Below are 18161 nucleotides of genomic sequence, written 5' to 3'. Positions count from 1 at the left end.
CGTCAAGCCCCGGCGGCGCCGAACAGACGCTCCAGATTGTGCTTGATATAGTGCTGCACCCCTTTCTCCAGGCGCGACATCCGGCCCGGCACGAAGGAGGCCGCCCGCGTGACGTTCTGCAGCGACTCGACCATGGAGAAGTCTTCGGCCAGCACCTTGTCCAGCATTTCCTTGAACTCGCCCACCACGCGGTCGCGCTGCGGGCCGTCCACCGTCTCGGGCATCCATAGCACCATGCCCGACAAGCGCATGGTCTCCGGTCCCGTCGGCCAGCTGGTGTAGACCGAGATGTAGTCGGGACGCACGAAGAAATTGAGGTTGGGGCTCAACAGGCCGGTGGCCGAATAACGGTCGGACTTGCCCTCCAGCGCCGGGATGCGCCGCGACGTCAAGTCGCCCGACTTGGACAGCGTGCCGGCGTCGTATTCATCGATGAAGACCTGCCCGTTGGCGCGCAGGTCATAGGGCAGGTCCACCGTTTTCATGAAGCGGCCGATGGAGTCTTTGTGCAGCACGCCCACGTGGTAGAAGTCGATGAAGTTCTCCACCATCAGCTTCCAGTTGCACTTGAGCTCGGCATCCACGCGCAGGCCCACCTTCAGCTGGCCGGTCTGGATATAGCCGAACTTCTCGTCGAAGTCGCGGATGAAATCGGCAAACGGCACGGGCTCCTTGGCCAGCGACACGAAGATGAAACCGCCCCACAGGCCCACGCTCAGCTCGGGCAGCCGGCAATTCTTGCGGTCGAAGTCCTCGGCGTCGCGCATATACGAAGCGCCCTTGAGCGCGCCGTCCAGGCCATAAAGCCAGCCATGGTAAGGACAGGTGAACTCCTCGGCATTGCCCTTGCCGGTGGCGATCTCCACGCCCCGGTGCAAGCACATATTGGCATAGGCGCGCACGGTGCCGGCCTCATCGCGGCACAGCAGCACCGGGTCGCGCAGCACGCGCAAGGCCATATAGTCGCCCGGCTTGGCCAGCTCGTCCTCGCGCGCCAGGCAGAGCCAGTCGCGGCGGAAGATCTCCGCTTCCTCGCGCGCCAGCACGTCCGGGTCGTGGTAGATAAAGCCCGGCGAATGCGACGCCTGGGTCACCTCGCGGAAGGTCTTGTCGAACATGCGTACCGCTACTTCCTTGACTGCCATGGTGTTCACCCCTTGATTGATGTCAACCCCGCTCCACACGGTGGGCGGCTTCAAAATTCGTCATGAAACTGCGCAGATTGGCGGCGAGGTCTTCGCACATATAGCCGCCCTCCTGCACCAGCACGGTGGGCAGGCCCAGGCCGGCCAGCGCCCGGGCGATGCGCCCGAAGCCGTCGGTGCTGATGGACAGCCAGGCCAGCGGATCGCGCTCATAGCCGTCAAAGCCCAGGGCCACCACCAGGGCCTGGGCGCCCCACTGCGAGGCGCGCTCCAGCGCCGCCGACAGCTGCGCCAGGTAGGCCGCGTCGGCCGTGCCGCGCGCCAGCGGAATATTGAGATTGGCGCCCTCGCCTTCGCCCTGGCCGCGCTCCTCGGAGCTGCCCCAATAGAAGGGGTAGAACTCGGCGGTGTCGCCATGCAGCGAAATGGTCAGCACATCGCCGCGCGCATAGAAGATGTCCTGGGTGCCATTGCCGTGATGCACATCGACGTCGATGATGGCCACGCGGTCGAAGCGCTCGCGCAGCACTTCGGCGGCCACCGCCGTTCCGTTCAGATAGCAGAAGCCGCCCGCGTATTCGGGGCCCGCGTGGTGGCCCGGCGAGCGGCACAGCGCATAGGCCGCGTCCATCCGGCCCTGGGCCACGCCGCGCGCGGCGCTGGCTGCGCTGTTGGCGCCCCAGCGCATGGCCTGCCAGGTGTGCGGGCCGATGGCGCAGGCCAGGTCATACATATGGAAGCCCGCCCGCCCGACGATGCCGCGCGGATAGGGCGCATCGGGCCGGCGGGGATGGGCGTTGGGGACGACTTCCGGGCCGGCATTGGGCAGCCGGGACCACAAGGCATGCGCGTGCTCAAGAAAATCCAGATAGCGCGCCGTATGCACGCGGCTCAGATATTGCAGGCCGAAGTCCGCGGGCGCATGGATGGCGTAACCCATGGCCGCCACGCCTTCGCGCAGCCCGGCCAGGCGCGCCGGGACATCCGGATTGGGCCGCACGCGGCCGGCCACCATGAAATGCTCGGGCTGATGTTGCTGCTGTTGATCGGCGTAAACCACATGCATCGCGACGCTTCCATTGAATCGTTGACCCGATGCGCATGTTCCGGTAGCGTGTCATATAAATCAAATGGATTTTGATTATCCAATCATAAATACCATTTATATCCCTAGAACTCCGATGCAGCCTGTCTCCAAACTCCTGACCGAAAGCTCGCTGGCCCGCAGCCTGGACTGGAACCTGTTACGCACTTTTCTGGTGATCGCCGAAGCGCAGGGCATCTCGGCGGCGGCCGACATCCTGGGGCGCACCCAGCCAGCGGTCAGCGCCGCGCTCAAGCGCCTGGAAGAGACCATGGGCACGCAGCTGGTGCAGCGCAGCTCCACCCGCTTCAGCCTCTCGGAGACAGGGGCGCTGCTGCATCGCGAATGCCGCGAGATCTTCCACACCATCCGCAACATCCCCGGCCTTATCGGCGAAGATCCTTCGGCCATCGCCGGCACGCTGCAGCTGCACATGGCCAGCCACATCGTCAGCGACATCATCGACGACACCCTGGCCACCTTTCACCAGCGCTACCCGCAGGTCGCGCTGGACATCTGCCTGCAGCCCAGTTCGGCGCTGATCGAATCGCTGCTCAACCGGTCCATCAACTTTGGCGTGTCGCTGGCCTGCAGCAAAGTCGCGGAGCTGGAGTATTTCCATCTCTACCAGGAGTACTTCGGCCTGTTCTGCGGCCCGCGCCACCCGCTGTTCGGCAAGCGCGGCCTCAAGCTCGAAGACCTGGCCGGCCACAACGCGGTGTCGTTCAAGGTGGTGGCCGCCTCGGAAGTGCTGCAGACCATCAACGGCATGTACCGCCAGGCCAAGCTGGCCATGCCTTTCCGGGGCATATCGGACCACCTGGAGGAAGTCCGCCGCATGGTGCTGGCCGGCCTGGGCGTGGGCGCCCTGCCCCTGCATGTGGCCGCGCGCGATGTGCGCGATGGCCTGCTGTGGCGGCTGCCGCCCTTCGAGCACCCGACGCCCATCGACGTCTATCTGGTCAGCAACCCCAAGGCGCAGCTCTCGCGCGCCGAACAGGCTTTCGTCCGGGTGATGCAGGAAGTGACGGCGGCCAAGCCCATCGAGGCGCGCATCTACGCCGTCGAACTGTCCGAACCCCGCTGATTTCCCACGTTTTCTTTCTACTCACACACTGGAGAACCGCAACATGACGTGGCATCCCGCCGCATCGGCCGACCTGAACGGCAAAACCATGCTGGGCGTCGAAATCGCCGGACGCGACATCGCCTTGTGCAAAGTGGGCGACGCTGTCTTCGCCACCGGCAACATCTGTACGCACCAGCATGCCTACATGACGGACGGCTACCTTGAAGACGGCTGTATCGAATGTCCCTTGCACCAGGCGGTCTTCGATGTGAAGACCGGCGAGGTGCTCGATGGACCGGCGCGCGAGCCGCTGCCCGTCTATCCGGTCAAGATGGCCGAAGGCCAGGTCTGGGTGGAGCTTCCCGACTGAAGCCCCCAAAACACCCAGCCCTTCGTCCCGGTGCCGGGACGAAGGGCCAGCGACGACAGGCTCGGCTGAGCGGACTGGGGATGGAGCTAGGGAGGTGGCCGCTTTTTTCGCGTCTGTGGCCGGGTAAGACGCCCAGCCCGCTCAGCCGAGCCCGGTCGCGCGGACCGGCGGCAAGCAACGATGCCGTCCGGTCCGGGTCAGGGCTTAGAAGCGATGACGCAGGCCAACGCCGACCACCGTGCTCTTCACCTCATCCTGGAAGGCGAAGTTGGTCGCGTAAGAAACCATGCCGTACAGATTGGTGCGCTTGGACAGGTCGTAGGTATAGCCCAGGCTGTAGACATTCATCGTGGCGTCGTCCTTGGTCAACAGGTCGTTCTTGGGATCGACGCGCTGCCACGAGAACAAGACGTTGCTGGCGCCACCGATCGGCGCGCTCAGGCCCACCAGGTAGGAATTGGCCTTGAAGTCGGCCTTGGCGGTGTTGCTCGGGAAGCCGGAGGCTTCCGGGCTGCCGCTGCCGAAGGCGTTGACCCCCGTGCCGGTGAACCAGCCGTCGCGGGTCTGGCCAAAGGCCAGGGCCAGCTTGACCACTTCGAAGTCATACGAACCGCCCAGGATCCACGACTTGGGCGAGGTGTCGGTCTTGAGCTGGTCCGCCATGTTGAGCTGGTCGTAGGTGAGGGCCACGTTCAGCGGACCGTTCACATAGCGCAGGCCGGCGGTGATGCCGCGCGTATTCTGGTTGGTCTTGAAGCCGGTCTGGGCGGCGGTGGTGTCGGCCACGTTGAACGAATAGCCCACGCCGGCCTGGAAGCCGCTGAACGACGGGGTCTGGTACATGACCATATTGTCGTAGCGGACCGTGTTGGCGGCGCTGAAGGCGGTGCCGACCGTGGCCTGGCCGTAGCTGGCGCCGAAGGGATCGATCGCGCCGAAATACTTTGAGGCGATATTGGTCTGGCGGCCGAACTCCAGCAGGCCCCAGGCGCTGCTCTTGAGGCCCAGGGTCGCCTGGCGGCCGAACAGGCGGGTGCTCTGGCCCGACTGGCCGTTGGCCGAGTTGAAGCCGCTTTCCAGCGTGAACACCGCGCTCAGGCCATCGCCCAGGTCTTCGGTGCCGCGCAGGCCCCAGCGCGAACCGCTGGACACGCCGTTGGTCATGCCGACCTTGGATTCGCGGTAGTCGTTCGGGCCCGAGAGGCGCTGATAGGCCAGGCCGGTATCGATCAGGCCGTAGAGCGTCACGGTGGTTTCGGCTTGGGCGGCGCCCGCCATGGTGGCGAGGACGGCGGCTGCGAGCAAAGTCTTTTTCATGCGATGTTCCTTGGATTTGAAGAGGCAGGCGCCAAGCCGTCCGGAAGACGGCGGCGCCGCGGATGCAAATACTAGAAGTCGCATTTGGACATTCGGTGACAAACCCCGAATCCCCGCCGACCCGCCACGGACTGTGGCGCGACGGGCACGCAATGTAAAAGCGTGCCGCGCTAAAAACGCCCGTCATGGCACTGTGCTATCAAGACCCTGAGCGAGCGGCATCGACACCGCACCGCCGGACTGACCGGCGGCCTTGTTCGCAGCCTGCGCAGGGGAGTGCCTTTTTGATATGATTGGGAATCGTTCTTATTTTCAATCACTATTGCGCGCCATGCCCTCCTCCGATCCCGTCCGCCACGCCGCGCTCCTGACGTGGTATTGCGATCATCACGGCTGGCTGGTCGGTTGGCTGCGCCGCAAACTGGGCTCGGCCTGCGACGCGATGGACTTCGCGCAGGATACGTTCCTGCGCCTGGCCAGCCATGCCGATCTGGAACGGATCCGCACGCCGCGGGCGTTCCTGACCACGACGGCCACGCGGCTCTTGATCGACGATGCCCGGCGCCGCAAGATCGAATCAGCCTGCCTGGAGAGCTGGACCGTGCTGCACGGCGAAGCCCAGGCCCCCTCCCCCGAACAGCTGTTGCAAACCGTCGAGACGCTGGCGCGGCTGGCGCGGCTGCTCGATGACCTGCCGCCCAAGCCACGCACCGCATTCCTGCTGCACCGTCTCGACGGCTGGACCTATCACGAGATCGCCGCCGAACTGGGCGTGTCCGCCAGCATGGTCAAGCAATATGTCGCGCGGGCGCTCGCCCACTGCTACCTGGTCTCGGAGACGCCGTGACGCCCCGCCCCGAAATCGTGGCCCGGGCCGCCGACTGGATGGCGCGGCTGGGCGAGGAATCCGCCACCGAGGCCGAGCGCGAAGCCTGTCTTCAGTGGCGCCAGGCCGACCCCGCGCACGAACGCGCCTATCGCGGCCTGCAGGCCCTATGGGAAGATTTCGAGAAGGCCGCGGCCTGCGCATCGCCCGCCACGGCCCGGCGCCTGCTCGAAGAGGCGACGGCAAAGCGGCGGCGCGCGCCGGCGCGCGCCAAGGCGGGCGCCGCCGCGCTGGCCCTGCTGCTGGGCGCGGCCGTGCTGTGGCAGCTGGCCTCTCCCGGCTGGCTCCTGGCCGACCACCACACCCGCGTGGGCGAATGGCGCGTGATCGAACTGGAGGATCACAGCCGCATCACGCTCAACACCGATTCGGCCATCGACATCCGCTTTGACGATAGCCAACGCCTGGTCGTCTTGCGGCAGGGCGAGGTCCTGGTCGACGTCGCGCGCGGAAAACGCCCCTTTGTGGTCCAGACCGCCGACGGCACGGCGCAGGCGCTGGGCACCCGCTACCTTGTGCGCCGTGAGGCCGAACACACCGATGTCACCGTGGCCGAGTCGCGCGTGCGCGCCTGCGCCGCCCAACCGCCGTGCGCCGAGCTGTCGGCCGGCCAGCGCGTGCGCCTGAGCGGCGGTCGGGTGCAGAACCTGGCCGGGATCGACCCGCAGCGTGCCCTGGCCTGGACGCGGCACAGCCTGGTGGTCGACGACCGGCCGCTGGCCGAGGTACTGGCCGAACTAGGCCGCTACCGGCCTGGCCGCCTGCAGTACGATGCGGCCGCCCTGGCCGACCTGCGCGTCTCGGGTGTCTTCCCGCTGGACGCGCCCGACCGGGCGCTCGACTCGCTGGCCTCCAGCCTGCCGATCATGATCAGGCGCTACACCCCCTGGCTGGTCACGGTTCGCCCGCGCGCCCCCGCTGCGACGGCACCGTAAGGCTTCCTCGCGGCGCGTCCGCGGCGGGAAGGCCGCGGGAAAACCCGGGGCGGACAGTTTTTTTTGTATCCGCGCTGTCCCTCGGGCCGCCTGCTTCGTCATGACTCATGAGAAACCTTCAATCTGGAGAGGCCCCCATGAGTCACCTTGCCCCGCGCGGGCGCGCCCTGGCGCTATGCGCCGCCCTCGCCGCCGCCTGCTCATACCCCGCGGCCCATGCGCAAGCTTTGCTCCAGCCGGCCGCCGCGCCCCGGGTGGATATCCCGGCCGGCCCCCTGACAGCGGCACTGAACACCTATGCGGAACAGGCCCGCCTGACGCTGTCTTTCGACCCGGCGCTCACCGCCGGCCTGCGCAGCCAGGCCCTGTCCGGCAGCCCGAGTCCCGAGCAGGCATTCGCGAGCCTGCTGGCGGGAACGGGCCTCAAGGCGATCCCGTGCGGCCCCGGCAGCTATACCCTGCAGCGGCTGCCCACGGGAGACGTCAGCACGTTGGCGCCGATTGCCGTGCAAGGCGGCGAACAAGCCTGGGGACCGGTCGACGGCTATATCGCTTCCCGCAGCGCCACCGCCACCAAGACCGACACGCCGTTGATCGAGACGCCGCAGTCCGTCAGCGTCATTTCCCAGGCGCAGATGCAGGCCCAGGGGGTCGGCCGGGTGGATGAAGCCTTGCGCTACAGCGCCGGCGTGCGCACCGAGCCCATCTACGACACGCGCCGCGGCACTTACTATGTGCGCGGTTTCAATGTGGCGAACAACGGCCAATATCTGGACGGCCTGAAGCTGGCCTATCCGGGCGGTTATGGCGGCTGGGAAGTCGATCCCTATACGCTGGAGCGGCTGGAAGTCCTGCGCGGACCGTCGTCGGTGCTCTATGGCCAGACCGTGCCCGGCGGGCTTGTCAATCAGGTCAGCAAACGCCCTCAGGACACGCGCGGCGGCGAGCTGGCCGTACAGTATGGCAGCTTCGACCGCAAGCAGATCTCGGGCGACATCACCGGGCCGCTGGATGACGATGGCCATTGGCTCTACCGCCTGACAGCGGTCGGACGCCAGGGCGGCACCCAGACCAACCACGTTGACGACGACCGCGTCCTGCTGGCGCCCTCGCTTACCTGGCGGCCCAACGCTGACACCTCGATCACGCTGCTGGCGCAATACCAGCACGATCGCACCGGCAACACGGCCAACTTCCTGCCCGCCGCCGGCACCCTCTGGCCCGTGGCCAACGGCCATATCCCGGTGGACTTTTTCTCCGGCGACCCCAGTTTCGACAAGACGGACCGGCGCAAGATACAGGTGGGGTACCTGGCCGAACACAGGGTCAACGACACGGTCACGCTGCGGCAAAACCTGCGCTACTCCACCCTGGAGGTCGATTACCGCAGCCTGGGCGCCAATGGAGGCTGGGTGCAGGTTCGCGAACCCTATACGGATCTGCGCCGCATTTCCCTGGTCAGCAAGGAGGGCTTCCATCTTTTCTCGCTCGACAATCAGGCTCAATTCAATCTGCGCCACGGCCCGGCCGAGCATACGCTGCTGCTAGGCGCCGATTACCAGGAGTCGCGCCTTGACCGTCTCTATGGCTTGCGCACGGCGCCCGTAAACCCGATCGATGCCTTTGATCCGGTGTATGGCGCGCCCTTCCCTGGCGCGCGTCCCCAAGCCTCCAACGGTACCGGCCAGGTCCGCCGCCAGTTCGGTCTCTACGCGCAAGAACAGTTGAAACTCTACGACCGCTGGGCTGTGCAGGTGGCCGGCCGCTATGACTGGGCCCGCTCCCGCACCGACGAAACGACGCTGTCCACAGGGGCGGTGCGCAGCACGCGCGCGGATGACGAACAATTCAGCGGCAAGATCGGCCTGGTCTACCTGGCTCCCAATGGCCTCGCTCCCTATGCCTCCTATACGGAGTCCTTCGAGCCCACCAGCGGCACGGACTTTGGCGGCTCGCCCTTCAAGCCCACGCGCGGCAAGCAGTATGAAGTCGGCGTCAAGTACCAGCCGCAGGGCGCGCGCGGCTTCGCCCAGGTTTCGCTGTTCGACCTACGACAGCGCAATGTCCTGACGGCCGACATCGCCCATCCCGGGTTTAGCGTCCAAACCGGCGAGGTGCGCTCCCGCGGCATCGAACTGGAAGGCAGCTGGGAGGTCACGCCAAGGTTCAATCTCATGGCCTCCTACACCTATAACGACGTGAAAGTCACCAAGGCGGCGGCCACGGCGGTCAATCGCGGCAAACGCCCGCCCTATATACCCGACCACATGGCCTCCTTGTGGGCCGACTACCGCCTGGCCTCCAGCGGGCCGCTGGCCGGCCTCTGGCTAGGCGCCGGCGTGCGCTACATGGGCTCGACCAACGACATCCCGGACACCGTCGGCGTGCCCGCCTACACCCTGGTGGACGCGGCCTTGCGCTATGACATCGGCCAATACCAGCTGTCGTTGAACGCAAGCAATCTGTTCGACAAACGCTATGTCGCCGCCTGCGACAGCGCCACCAACTGCTACTACGGCCTGGAACGCACCATCATGGCCAAGCTGGCCTATCGCTGGTAGCGCGCTCCTAGGCAGACAGGCTGGCGATGACGTCACTGCTCCAATCGATGAAGGCGCGGACGGCCGGCGAAAGATGCCGGCTTTGCGGATACAGGATGGAGATTGGCTCCGAAGGCGCCTCGGCGGTGTCCAGCAGCCGGACCAGGCGGCCCTCGGCCAGGTGCTCGCGCACCATGTAGCCGGCCACGCGGATCAGGCCCAGTCCGGCGAGTCCGGCGGCCACATAGGCGTCGGTATCGGTGACGCGGACGGTCTCTTTCATTTCGATGGCGAGCAGGCCGTCGGCGCCGCGGAAAACCCAGGCGGCATAGCGTCCGGGACGACCGCCGATATAGCCCACGGCGGTATGCTGCCGGAGCGCTTGCGGGCTCTCGGGCACACCGTTGCGCGCGAGATAGTCCGGCGAAGCGCACACTTGCCAATCGAATCGGCCGACGCGCCGGGCGACCAGCTGCGAGGGCTGCGGCGGCCCCGTCCTGATGACACAGTCGATCCCTTGCTGGACGAGATCGATGGGAGCATCGGCCAGGTGGAACTCAAGGTCGATCCGGGGATGCCGGCGCGAGAACGCCGGCAGCGCCGGGATGATGAAATGCCTGGCCAGGGATGACGTGGCGCCGATCTTGATAGTGCCGCGCAGGGGCCCCGCCCGCTGCGCGACCGACGCTTCGGCCTCTTGCACGCCGCGCAACAGCGCTTTGCAGCTGTCGTAGTAGCGCAGCCCGGCATCGGTGGCGCTCAGTGCGCGCGTGGTCCGATTCAGCAGCCTTGCGCCCAGGTGGGCCTCCAGCTCCTGGATGGTCCGCGTCACGGTCGAAGGCAACACGCCCAGCGTGTCGGCGGCCTGCCTGAAGCTGCCCGCCTCGATGACCCTCACGAACGTCTGCATGGCCTGCAGTCTATCCATCTTGATGACTCCCCGGGCAGCCGAGACGCCTGCCCGCTGCCGCATGATTATTGTCTTTATTCAAACAGTAAAGTGCTCGTAGAAGGCTTTTTCGCATCCTGGATTTCGCTCATGATGGAAAAAACGGGGTTTTTTTCAGGATAACGCTGGCGACAGCTGGTGATTCTCCGTCGCCCCGCCTCCACTCCATTTGAAATCCGGAAATAATAACCATGTCTCATGACTCGCAACACCAGGCTATTCTCGTGCTCGGGGCCGGCCAGTTGGGCATGGCCGTGCTGCGGGCGCTCGCCCCGCGCGTCCGCCCCCCGCACAGACCCGTCACGGCGCTCGTGTCGCCACACTCGGCCGAGGGGCCGGACGCCGAACTGCGGCAGCTGGGAGTGAACGTCATCGGCTTTGACCTCTCCGCGGACGAAGCCGCCTTGCAGAACCTGTTCCGGCGCTACAAGACCATTATCAATTGCACCGGCTTTGTGGCCGGGCCGGGGACCCAGCTCAAGATCACTCGCGCCGTCCTCGGCGCGGGTGTCGAGCGCTATGTGCCCTGGCAGTTTGGCGTGGACTATGACGTAGTGGGCCGGGGCAGCGGCCAACCGGTCTTCGACGAGCAATACGAGGTGCGTCAATTGCTGCGCGCCCAGCGGCGGACGGAATGGGTGATCGTCTCGACGGGCATGTTCACGAGCTTTCTGTTCGAGCCGGCATTCGGCGTGGTGGACCTGGCCCGCAAAACCGTGCACGGGCTGGGCAGCTGGGACACCAAGGTGACCGTGACTTCGCCGCGGGACATCGGCCAGCTGACCGCGGCCATCTTGATGGCCGAACCGCGCATTGCCAACGAGGTGGTCTTTGTTGCCGGCGACACGCTTTCCTATGGCGAACTGGCGCAGGTGCTGGAACGCTCGACGGGACAGACCTTCGACAAAACCCTATGGACCCTGGACAAGCTGCGCGCCGACCTGCGCGAGGCGCCCGACGATGTCATGCGGCGCTACCGCGTCGCCTTCGCGCGGGGTGATGGAATGTGGTGGGAGAAGTCCGGCACTTTCAATGCCCGCCATGGCCATGACACCGAGGATGTCGCGCATTACCTGTCCACACTGCTGGGCGCGGCCCGAGACGCGCCGGGCCGGCCGCCGGCGTGACGGGCCGCCCCTCAGTATCCCGCTGGGATATGGCGATGCCTGAAAGGCAGCCTGGACAGATCCAGGCAGGCCGGGCCGGGCGCATCGCAATCGATGATCTCCGCGCAGCGTTGCGCGAAGGCGGCGCGGAAGTGGTTCTTGGCCTTGACGCAGAGCAGCCGCAGCCGCGCCGTATCCACGCCGTGCAAGGCATAGAACGCCGGGTCATCGCCGGCCACCACGCGCTCGGTCACGATGACGGACACCTCGGGCAGGTCCGCCAGCTGCAAGAGCGCGCTCGCGCCACAGCTGCGCGCCACCCCATGGTGCATGGGCCCGCTATTGACGAATTCGCCATCGGTCAGGCGCCGCACCACCGCCCGCACGGGCACGCCCGCGCCGAACCGCGGGCCATTGCGCCCGCCCAGCGTCAGCGCGACCGTCTGGCCGACGCCGGCCTGGCGCGCCGCGGCGACGGCCCGCGGATCGGCAAAGCTGGCGAACAGCGTGGGCACCCGCGGCCGGGCGGCCACCAAGGCCGCGAACAGCCCGGGGGTGTCGCCCGCCCCGCCGGACAAGGGGTTGTCGCCGGAGTCCGTCACCGCGATCAGGCCGGGCAGAGGGCTGGCCAGCGCGTGCGCCAGCGCCTGGGCCGGGTCGGGCAGGCTGACGCGGAAGTCGGCCGCCAACGCATGGATGCGGTCCATCACGGCGCGCGCGGCGCGGCGCGCCGCCGCGCCGTCCGGATCGGCGCGCGCATCGCTGATGGCGAACACGGCCGCCCCGGTGGCGGCGGTGTCCGCATAGGGGAAGCCGCCGAAGACGGCGACCTCCAGCACGGGCGCGACGGTGGCCTCGCGGGCGGCCTGCTCCAGCGTGTGCATCGGGCCGCCCGGCGCGGTGCGCATATTGATGCTGGGCAGGATCACGCCCTCGTTGAGCAGGACCCGCGCCGTGCGCAGGCCTTCGGTCGCGCAGCGGACCAGTCCATCGAGCACGCGGGCGGCCGTCTCGGCCATGTCCACATGGGGATGCGTGCGATAGACCGAGGCCACATCCAGCACCTCGGCCCAGGCCGGCGGGAGGTTGCCGTGCAGATCGAAGCTGGCGCCCAGCGGGACATCCGGCAGCCACTCGCGCACCCGGCGCGCGATGTCCAGCTCGGGGGTCTCGCGCCCGGCGGTGATGGCCGCGCCATGCAGGGAAAGATAGACGGCGTCCCAGCGGCCCCGGGCCAGGCCGGCCTCCACCTCGCCCAGAAATCGCTGCAGGACATCCTCGGCGATGGGCCCGGCGGGCAGGGCCGCGGCGCAGCGCAGGACGACCACCTCCCAATCGGGATGTTCATCGGCGAAATGGGCGACCGCGCCCAACTCGGTGGCCGTGCCACGCATGGCCTCGAGCGCCTGGACGCCGGCCTGCCATTCATATTCGTCGAAGCGGGCCTGGGTCGCCGGCACCGGCCCGAAGGCATTGCCCTCGAACCAGAAACGCGCCACGGCAAGTCGCTTGGTGCTCATTGCTGGATATTCCCTTTCATGTCCTTGAGCAGCTCGCCGTAGCGCGCTTGCTCGGCTTTCAGGTGGGCGGCCAGCCGCTCGGGCTTGCCGCCCACGGGCACGGCGCCCAGCGCGCGGAACTTCTCGACGGTGGCCGGCTGGCGCTCGAACGCATCGATGGTGGCGGCGATCCGGTCGACCACGGGCTGGGGCGTGCCGGCCGGCGCCACGATGACGAACCACGACGGCAGCAGATAACCCGGCACGGTCTGGCCGACCGGCCGCACACCGGGCAGCACTTCGATCTCCTGCTGGCTGGCCACGCCCAACGCCACCAGCTTGCCGGCGCGGACATTCTCCAGCGCCGTGGGCACATTGTCGCCGGCCAGCTCGATATGGCCGGCCAACAGATCGGCCGAGGCTTGGGACGCGCCCTTGTAGGGCACATGCGAGATGTCCACCTTGGCCAGCTGTTTGAGCAGCTCCAGCGCGATATGGCCAGTGCTGCCCACCCCCGGCGAGCCCCAGTTCAGTTTGCCGGGCTCGCGGCGCGCGCGCGCCAACAGATCCGGGATGTCCTTGATGCCGCTGGCCGGGTGGGTGAGGATGACATTGGGCACATCGGCCACGTACGACACCGCCGCGAAATCGCGCGCAGGATCGAAACTCATCTTGGGGTAGATATAAGGGTTGATGGCCAAGGGGCCGGGCGTGCCCATGAGCAGGGTATAGCCGTCGGGCGCGGCGCGCGCCACCTCGGCCGCGCCGATATTGGCGCCCGCCCCCGGCTTGTTCTCGACGATGACCGTCTGCTCCAGTCCCTTGGACAAGCCTTCGGCCACGATGCGCGCCAGCAGGTCCGTGGTGCCGCCGGCCGCGAACGGCACCACCAGCTTGACCGGTCCGGCCGGCCATGGCGGCGCGGCCTGCGCCGCGCCCAGCATCGCCAGCATGAGCGGCGCCATCCATACCCTGAAAACCCTGCCCCGGAAACTGCGCATATTTGACCCCTCTGGCGGATCGCGGCCCTGCCGCGGTTGATCATATGATCTAAATTTTGCTAGGATGAATCATATGATCCACTCCCTCCGACCGTCAACAGGCCCGGCCATGACCCACATCTTTCATCGCACGCCCCGCAAACCGCCCGCCCTCGCCCTGCGCGGCCAGGGCAGTTTCTTGATCGACGCCCAGGGCCGGCGCTATTACGATGGCTCGGGCGGCGCGGCCGTCTCCTGCCTGGGCCACGGCCATCCCGAGGTCGCCGAGGCGGTCATCGCCCAGATCCGCCAGCTGGAATACGCCCACACCAGCTTCTTCACCTCCGAACCCGCCGAGGCCCTGGCCGAGCTGCTGGCCAGCCGCTCCCCGGCCGGCCTGTCGCAGGTGTATTTCCTGTCCAGCGGTTCGGAGGCGGTGGAAACCGCGCTCAAGATGGCGCGCCAATACCATGTGGAGCGCGGCCAGCCGCAGCGCCGCCACACCATCGCGCGGTGGCAGAGCTATCACGGCAACACCCTGGGCGCGCTGGCGATCGGCGGGCACCGCGGCCGCCGCGCCCTCTACCAGCCGCTGCTGCCCGAGAGCCACCATGTCTCGGCGTGCTTCGCGCGCCACCATCGCGAGCCGGGCGAGAGCGACGCCGCCTACGGCGACCGCCTGGCCGCCGAGCTGGAACAGAAGATCCTCGCCCTGGGTCCGGACAGCGTCAGCGCCTTCATTGCCGAGACCGTGGTCGGCGCCACCGCCGGCGCGGTCTGCGCCGTGCCCGGCTACTTCCGCAAGATGCGGGCGGTGTGCGACCGCTATGGCGTGCTGCTCATCCTGGATGAGGTCATGTCCGGCCTGGGGCGCACCGGCCATTACCATGCTTTCGAGCATGAAGCGGTCACGCCCGATCTGCTCTGCCTGGCCAAGGGCCTGGGCGGCGGCTATCAGCCGATCGCCGCCGTCATGGCGCATGACAAGGTCGTGCAGACCATCGTGGACGGCAGCGGCGCGTTCCAGCACGGCCACACCTATGTGGGCCATCCGGTAGCCTGCGCGGCGGCCCTGGCCGTGCAGCGCATCGTGGCGCGCGACGGACTGGTCGCGCGCTCGGCCCGCCTGGGCGAGCACCTGGGCGCCCGCCTGCGCGAACGCTTCGGCGATCACCCGCATGTCGGCGACATCCGTGGCCGCGGCCTGTTCCAGGCCATCGAGCTGGTGGCCCGGCGCGACCCCGACACCCCCTTCGACCCGGCCTTGCAGCTGCACGCCCGCCTGAAGCAGGAAGCCCTGGCGCGGGGCCTGCTCTGCTACCCCGGCGGCGGCACGGTGGACGGCGAACGCGGCGATCATGTCCTGCTGGCCCCGCCCTACCTCACGACCGCCGAGGAGCTGGACGCGGCCGTGGAGTGTCTGGGCCAGGCGCTGGACGCCGTCGTCGCATCCGTAAAATAGGCGCTCCGGAACACGAGGATCATCGATGGACAAGCCAGCGGTCGACAAACTGATCGAGCAGCGGTATGCCGAATTGCCGCCCACCCTGCAGCGCGCCGCGCGCTATGCCATCGACAATCCCAAATCGGTCGCCCTGCTGTCCATGCGGGCGGCGGCCGCCGAAGCGGGACTGCAGTCCAGCGCCATGCACCGGCTGGCGCGCGAACTGGGCTTCGAGGGCTACGAGGCCCTGCGCGCCGTCTACCGCGACTGGCTCGCGCAAGGCGGCGCCTCTTTCGCCGAACGCGCCACCGCGCTGCAGACTCGCCCCGGCAAGACCCAGCACCTGGCGCAGGAGCTGGCGCTGGCCGATGGCCGCAATCTGGCGGCGCTGCTGGAGCCGGCCGCCCTGCAGGCCGTGGAGGCCGCCGCCGGGCTGCTGGGCCAGGCGCGCCATATCTACGTGGGCGGCCTGCGCAGCCTTTTTCCGGCGGCCTTTTATTTCAACTATGCCTGCGGCATGTTCAAGCACAACACCACGCTGCTCTCGGGCATCGCGGGCACCTTCGCGGATGATCTGCGCCACGCCGGGCCCGAGGATGCCCTGCTGATCTTCAGCTACGAGCCCTATGCGCGCGACACGGTCTCGGCCGTGCGGTTCGCGCATGGGCGGGGCCTGCGCATCGTCAGCGTGACCGACAGCGCCGTCTCGCCCATCGCCGCGCCGGCCACGGCCCTGATCCTCGTCTCCAACGCCACGCCCTCGCTCTTTCCTTCCGTGGTGCCCGCCCTGGCCGTGGCCCAGACCCTGGTGGCGCTGCTGGTGGCCAGCGGCGGGCGAGCCAACCTGCGCGAGATCGAAAAGAGCGAGGCCCAGCTCAAGGAATTCGCCGTCTATCTCAAGGACAGCCGGCCGCGCTAGCCGCGCAAGGCCAGCAGCTCGCGCGCCTCGTCGGGGCTGGCCACTTCCAGGTGCAACGCCTCTAGCGCCTTGCGTATCTGCCGGACCTGCTCGGCGCTGCTTTCGGCCAGCCGCCCCGGCCCGTTCCAGAGCGAATCCTCCAGGCCCACCCGCACATGCGAGCCCATTGCCGCGCCCATGCTGGCCAAGGGGATCTGCGCGCGCCCCGACCCCAGGATGGACCACTGGTACTGGTCGCCGAACAGGCGGTCGGCCGTGCGCCGCATGTGCATGAGGTCTTCCGGATGCGTGCCGATGCCTCCCAGCACGCCGAAGACGGACTGGATGAAAAGCGGCCCGGACACCAGCCCCCGGTCGACGAAATGACGCAGGTTGTACAGATGGCTGGTGTCGTAGCATTCGAACTCGAAGCGGGTGCCCTGGGCCGCGCCGATCGTGAGGATGCGCTCGATATCGGCATAGGTGTTCTTGAACACCAGATTGCGGCTGTTTTCCAGGTGTTCTCTTTCCCAGGCATGCTTGAGGCCGGGAAAGCGCTCCAGCATCGGATACAGGCCGAAGTTCATCGAGCCCATGTTCAGCGATGCCAGCTCCGGCTGGAAGGCGATGACTGGCCGCAAGCGCTCATCGACCGTCATGTGGGGGCTGCCGCCGGTCGTGATGTTGATGACCGCGTTCGAGGCCGACCGTATAGTGCGCAGAAAGGGCTCGAACAGCGCGGGATCTTGCGAGGGACGGCCATCGGCCGGGTCGCGCGCGTGCAGGTGCAGGATGGCCGCGCCGGCCTCGACCGCCGCCAGCCCCGCCTGGGCGATCTCCCCGGCGGTCACCGGCAGATGCGGCGACATGCTGGGCGTATGGATGGCGCCGGTGGGCGCACAGGTGATGATGACACGTTTCATGCGCGGGCTCCTGGAACGGGGGGACGCTCATTCGCGGATCAGGCCTATGGCCCGCGAGAATAGCGCGCGCTGCTCCTGCAGATAGGCGCCATATTCCCGCGGCCCGAGCACGCTGACCTCCGCGCCTATCGTCCCCAGGGTCTTGCTCACCTCGTCGCCCTGCTCGGCCACCACCTTGCGCGCGGCCTGGTACAGCGTGTCGATGACCTGGGGCGGCGTGCCCTTGGGCGCCATCAGGCCGTAGAGGGTGGGACTGCCCACGTCATAGCCCAGTTCGCGCAACGTCGGCACATCCGGATAGGCGGCCAGCCGCTTGCTGCTGAACACCGCCAGCGGCCGCAAGCCGCCGGACTGGATATGCGCCTGGGCCGGCCCCACCGCCGTTACCGCGATATCCGTGTGCCCGCCCAGCAGGGCCGTGACGGCCGGCGTACTGCCCTGGAACGGAATGTGGCGCAGCTTGATTTGCGCCTCCGAGGCGAAGGTCTCTCCCAGCAGATGGCTGATCCCCATCGCGCCCGAGGTCCCATAGGCAATCCCGTCGGGGCGCGCGCGGGCATCGGCCACGACGTCGGCCAGCGTCTTGTACTTGGACTTGCCCGGCGCGACGATCATCATGCCGCCCAGCGAAATCGCCGCCACGGGCGCGAAGGAATCCGTTGTGTACTTGATCTCCTTGTTGGCCAGCGGCACGACCACCAGCGCGCCCGGCGAACTGCCCACCAGGGTATAGCCGTCGGCCGCCGCCGAGGCCGTATAGGCCGCGCCGATGCCGCCGCCGGCGCCCGGCTTGTAGTTCATGACGATGGGCTGCCCCAGGTACTGGCCCATCTTTTCGGTGATCGGCCGCAGCATCTGGTCCGTATCGCCGGGCGAGAACGGAATGATCAGCTGCACCGGCCGGGCCGGATAGGCGGGGTGCGCCGGGCCGCCGAACACCAGGCTCAGCGCGAGCGCGCCCAGGGCGGCCCTGCATCGGTTGACGCTATGCATGCTTGTCTCCTCATAGGGGGTCT

16 protein-coding genes are annotated in these 18161 nt (G+C 67.6%); 8 read left to right on the top strand and 8 right to left on the bottom strand.

The features are described from left to right. Positions 1 to 2: 2 nt before the first annotated feature. Complete coding sequence (locus AXA74_RS08170; RefSeq protein WP_080666473.1) at positions 3 to 1145, bottom strand: aromatic ring-hydroxylating oxygenase subunit alpha; 1143 nt, start codon at positions 1143 to 1145, stop codon at positions 3 to 5. A gap of 22 nt (positions 1146 to 1167) precedes the next feature. After that, a complete protein-coding gene (locus AXA74_RS08165) occupies positions 1168 to 2211 on the bottom strand; it encodes a histone deacetylase family protein (RefSeq protein ID WP_032979388.1) in 1044 nt (347 codons plus the stop codon). Between the two features lie 115 nt (positions 2212 to 2326). On the opposite strand from AXA74_RS08165, the gene AXA74_RS08160 reads away from it, so the two are divergent. Both AXA74_RS08160 and AXA74_RS08155 read left to right on the top strand, forming a co-directional pair. Then, a complete protein-coding gene (locus tag AXA74_RS08160) occupies positions 2327 to 3316 on the top strand; it encodes a LysR family transcriptional regulator (RefSeq protein ID WP_029577368.1) in 990 nt (329 codons plus the stop codon). Positions 3317 to 3359: 43 nt separating this feature from the next. After that, a complete protein-coding gene (locus AXA74_RS08155; RefSeq protein ID WP_029577369.1) occupies positions 3360 to 3668 on the top strand; it encodes a Rieske (2Fe-2S) protein in 309 nt (102 codons plus the stop codon). Positions 3669 to 3872: 204 nt separating this feature from the next. On the opposite strand, the gene AXA74_RS08150 is transcribed toward AXA74_RS08155, so the two are convergent. Then, positions 3873 to 4985 carry a porin gene (locus tag AXA74_RS08150; RefSeq protein WP_029577370.1) on the bottom strand — a complete coding sequence of 371 codons (1113 nt, stop codon included), beginning with the start codon at positions 4983 to 4985 and terminating at the stop codon, positions 3873 to 3875. Positions 4986 to 5316: 331 nt separating this feature from the next. Between AXA74_RS08150 and AXA74_RS08145 the strand changes: the two genes are divergently transcribed. From AXA74_RS08145 to AXA74_RS08135, 3 genes are all read left to right on the top strand, one after another. Next, positions 5317 to 5832 (top strand): sigma-70 family RNA polymerase sigma factor, encoded by a 516-nt coding sequence (locus tag AXA74_RS08145; RefSeq protein WP_029577371.1) that lies wholly within the window; start codon positions 5317 to 5319, stop codon positions 5830 to 5832. Further along, positions 5829 to 6806 (top strand): FecR family protein, encoded by a 978-nt coding sequence (locus AXA74_RS08140; protein ID WP_032979389.1) that lies wholly within the window; start codon positions 5829 to 5831, stop codon positions 6804 to 6806. The genes AXA74_RS08145 and AXA74_RS08140 overlap by 4 nt, the downstream gene beginning before the upstream one ends. A 137-nt stretch (positions 6807 to 6943) precedes the next feature. Further along, complete coding sequence (locus AXA74_RS08135; protein ID WP_032979390.1) at positions 6944 to 9367, top strand: TonB-dependent siderophore receptor; 2424 nt, start codon at positions 6944 to 6946, stop codon at positions 9365 to 9367. Positions 9368 to 9374: 7 nt separating this feature from the next. On the opposite strand, the gene AXA74_RS08130 is transcribed toward AXA74_RS08135, so the two are convergent. Beyond that, positions 9375 to 10274, bottom strand: a complete 900-nt coding sequence (locus AXA74_RS08130; RefSeq protein WP_032962283.1) for a LysR family transcriptional regulator — start codon at positions 10272 to 10274, stop codon at positions 9375 to 9377. Between the two features lie 212 nt (positions 10275 to 10486). Between AXA74_RS08130 and AXA74_RS08125 the strand changes: the two genes are divergently transcribed. Beyond that, complete coding sequence (locus tag AXA74_RS08125) at positions 10487 to 11422, top strand: aromatic alcohol reductase (RefSeq protein WP_048940605.1); 936 nt, start codon at positions 10487 to 10489, stop codon at positions 11420 to 11422. 11 nt (positions 11423 to 11433) lie between these two features. On the opposite strand, the gene AXA74_RS08120 is transcribed toward AXA74_RS08125, so the two are convergent. Both AXA74_RS08120 and AXA74_RS08115 read right to left on the bottom strand, forming a co-directional pair. Continuing rightward, entirely contained in the window at positions 11434 to 12921 is a 1488-nt protein-coding gene (locus AXA74_RS08120) for a M81 family metallopeptidase (protein ID WP_032979391.1), read from the bottom strand. Beyond that, a complete protein-coding gene (locus AXA74_RS08115) occupies positions 12918 to 13865 on the bottom strand; it encodes a Bug family tripartite tricarboxylate transporter substrate binding protein (RefSeq protein WP_029577377.1) in 948 nt (315 codons plus the stop codon). The genes AXA74_RS08120 and AXA74_RS08115 overlap by 4 nt, the downstream gene beginning before the upstream one ends. A 145-nt stretch (positions 13866 to 14010) precedes the next feature. On the opposite strand from AXA74_RS08115, the gene AXA74_RS08110 reads away from it, so the two are divergent. Both AXA74_RS08110 and AXA74_RS08105 read left to right on the top strand, forming a co-directional pair. After that, complete coding sequence (locus AXA74_RS08110) at positions 14011 to 15342, top strand: aspartate aminotransferase family protein (RefSeq protein ID WP_029577378.1); 1332 nt, start codon at positions 14011 to 14013, stop codon at positions 15340 to 15342. 25 nt (positions 15343 to 15367) lie between these two features. Beyond that, positions 15368 to 16243: a MurR/RpiR family transcriptional regulator gene (locus tag AXA74_RS08105; RefSeq protein WP_032956202.1), complete on the top strand. Its 876-nt coding sequence runs from the start codon at positions 15368 to 15370 to the stop codon at positions 16241 to 16243. Here AXA74_RS08105 and AXA74_RS08100 read toward each other — a convergent pair. Together AXA74_RS08100 and AXA74_RS08095 are read right to left on the bottom strand one after the other, a co-directional pair. Further along, positions 16240 to 17145: a BKACE family enzyme gene (locus AXA74_RS08100; RefSeq protein WP_032956200.1), complete on the bottom strand. Its 906-nt coding sequence runs from the start codon at positions 17143 to 17145 to the stop codon at positions 16240 to 16242. The two genes, AXA74_RS08105 and AXA74_RS08100, sit on opposite strands and share 4 nt — an antisense overlap. A 27-nt stretch (positions 17146 to 17172) precedes the next feature. Continuing rightward, positions 17173 to 18138, bottom strand: coding sequence for a tripartite tricarboxylate transporter substrate binding protein (locus AXA74_RS08095; protein WP_032979392.1), 966 nt, complete (start codon positions 18136 to 18138; stop codon positions 17173 to 17175). Between the last annotated feature and the right edge of the window lie 23 nt (positions 18139 to 18161).

This window comes from Bordetella hinzii LMG 13501 (assembly GCF_001548475.1).
GTDB classification, from domain to species: Bacteria; Pseudomonadota; Gammaproteobacteria; order Burkholderiales; family Burkholderiaceae_B; genus Bordetella; species Bordetella hinzii.
This window is presented reverse-complemented; position numbering and strand designations above follow the sequence as displayed.

What these genes read in the sequence shown, in the direction of transcription:
- AXA74_RS08095 (WP_032979392.1), bottom strand. Translation starts at nt 18,138, where the DNA reads ATGCATAGCGTCAACCGATGCAGGGCCGCCCTGGGCGCGCTCGCGCTG.
- AXA74_RS08135 (WP_032979390.1), top strand. Translation starts at nt 6,944, where the DNA reads ATGAGTCACCTTGCCCCGCGCGGGCGCGCCCTGGCGCTATGCGCCGCC.
- AXA74_RS08145 (WP_029577371.1), top strand. Translation starts at nt 5,317, where the DNA reads ATGCCCTCCTCCGATCCCGTCCGCCACGCCGCGCTCCTGACGTGGTAT.
- AXA74_RS08120 (WP_032979391.1), bottom strand. Translation starts at nt 12,921, where the DNA reads ATGAGCACCAAGCGACTTGCCGTGGCGCGTTTCTGGTTCGAGGGCAAT.
- AXA74_RS08165 (WP_032979388.1), bottom strand. Translation starts at nt 2,211, where the DNA reads ATGCATGTGGTTTACGCCGATCAACAGCAGCAACATCAGCCCGAGCAT.
- AXA74_RS08155 (WP_029577369.1), top strand. Translation starts at nt 3,360, where the DNA reads ATGACGTGGCATCCCGCCGCATCGGCCGACCTGAACGGCAAAACCATG.
- AXA74_RS08160 (WP_029577368.1), top strand. Translation starts at nt 2,327, where the DNA reads ATGCAGCCTGTCTCCAAACTCCTGACCGAAAGCTCGCTGGCCCGCAGC.
- AXA74_RS08105 (WP_032956202.1), top strand. Translation starts at nt 15,368, where the DNA reads ATGGACAAGCCAGCGGTCGACAAACTGATCGAGCAGCGGTATGCCGAA.
- AXA74_RS08115 (WP_029577377.1), bottom strand. Translation starts at nt 13,865, where the DNA reads ATGGCGCCGCTCATGCTGGCGATGCTGGGCGCGGCGCAGGCCGCGCCG.
- AXA74_RS08100 (WP_032956200.1), bottom strand. Translation starts at nt 17,145, where the DNA reads ATGAAACGTGTCATCATCACCTGTGCGCCCACCGGCGCCATCCATACG.
- AXA74_RS08130 (WP_032962283.1), bottom strand. Translation starts at nt 10,274, where the DNA reads ATGGATAGACTGCAGGCCATGCAGACGTTCGTGAGGGTCATCGAGGCG.
- AXA74_RS08110 (WP_029577378.1), top strand. Translation starts at nt 14,011, where the DNA reads ATGACCCACATCTTTCATCGCACGCCCCGCAAACCGCCCGCCCTCGCC.
- AXA74_RS08170 (WP_080666473.1), bottom strand. Translation starts at nt 1,145, where the DNA reads ATGGCAGTCAAGGAAGTAGCGGTACGCATGTTCGACAAGACCTTCCGC.
- AXA74_RS08125 (WP_048940605.1), top strand. Translation starts at nt 10,487, where the DNA reads ATGTCTCATGACTCGCAACACCAGGCTATTCTCGTGCTCGGGGCCGGC.
- AXA74_RS08150 (WP_029577370.1), bottom strand. Translation starts at nt 4,985, where the DNA reads ATGAAAAAGACTTTGCTCGCAGCCGCCGTCCTCGCCACCATGGCGGGC.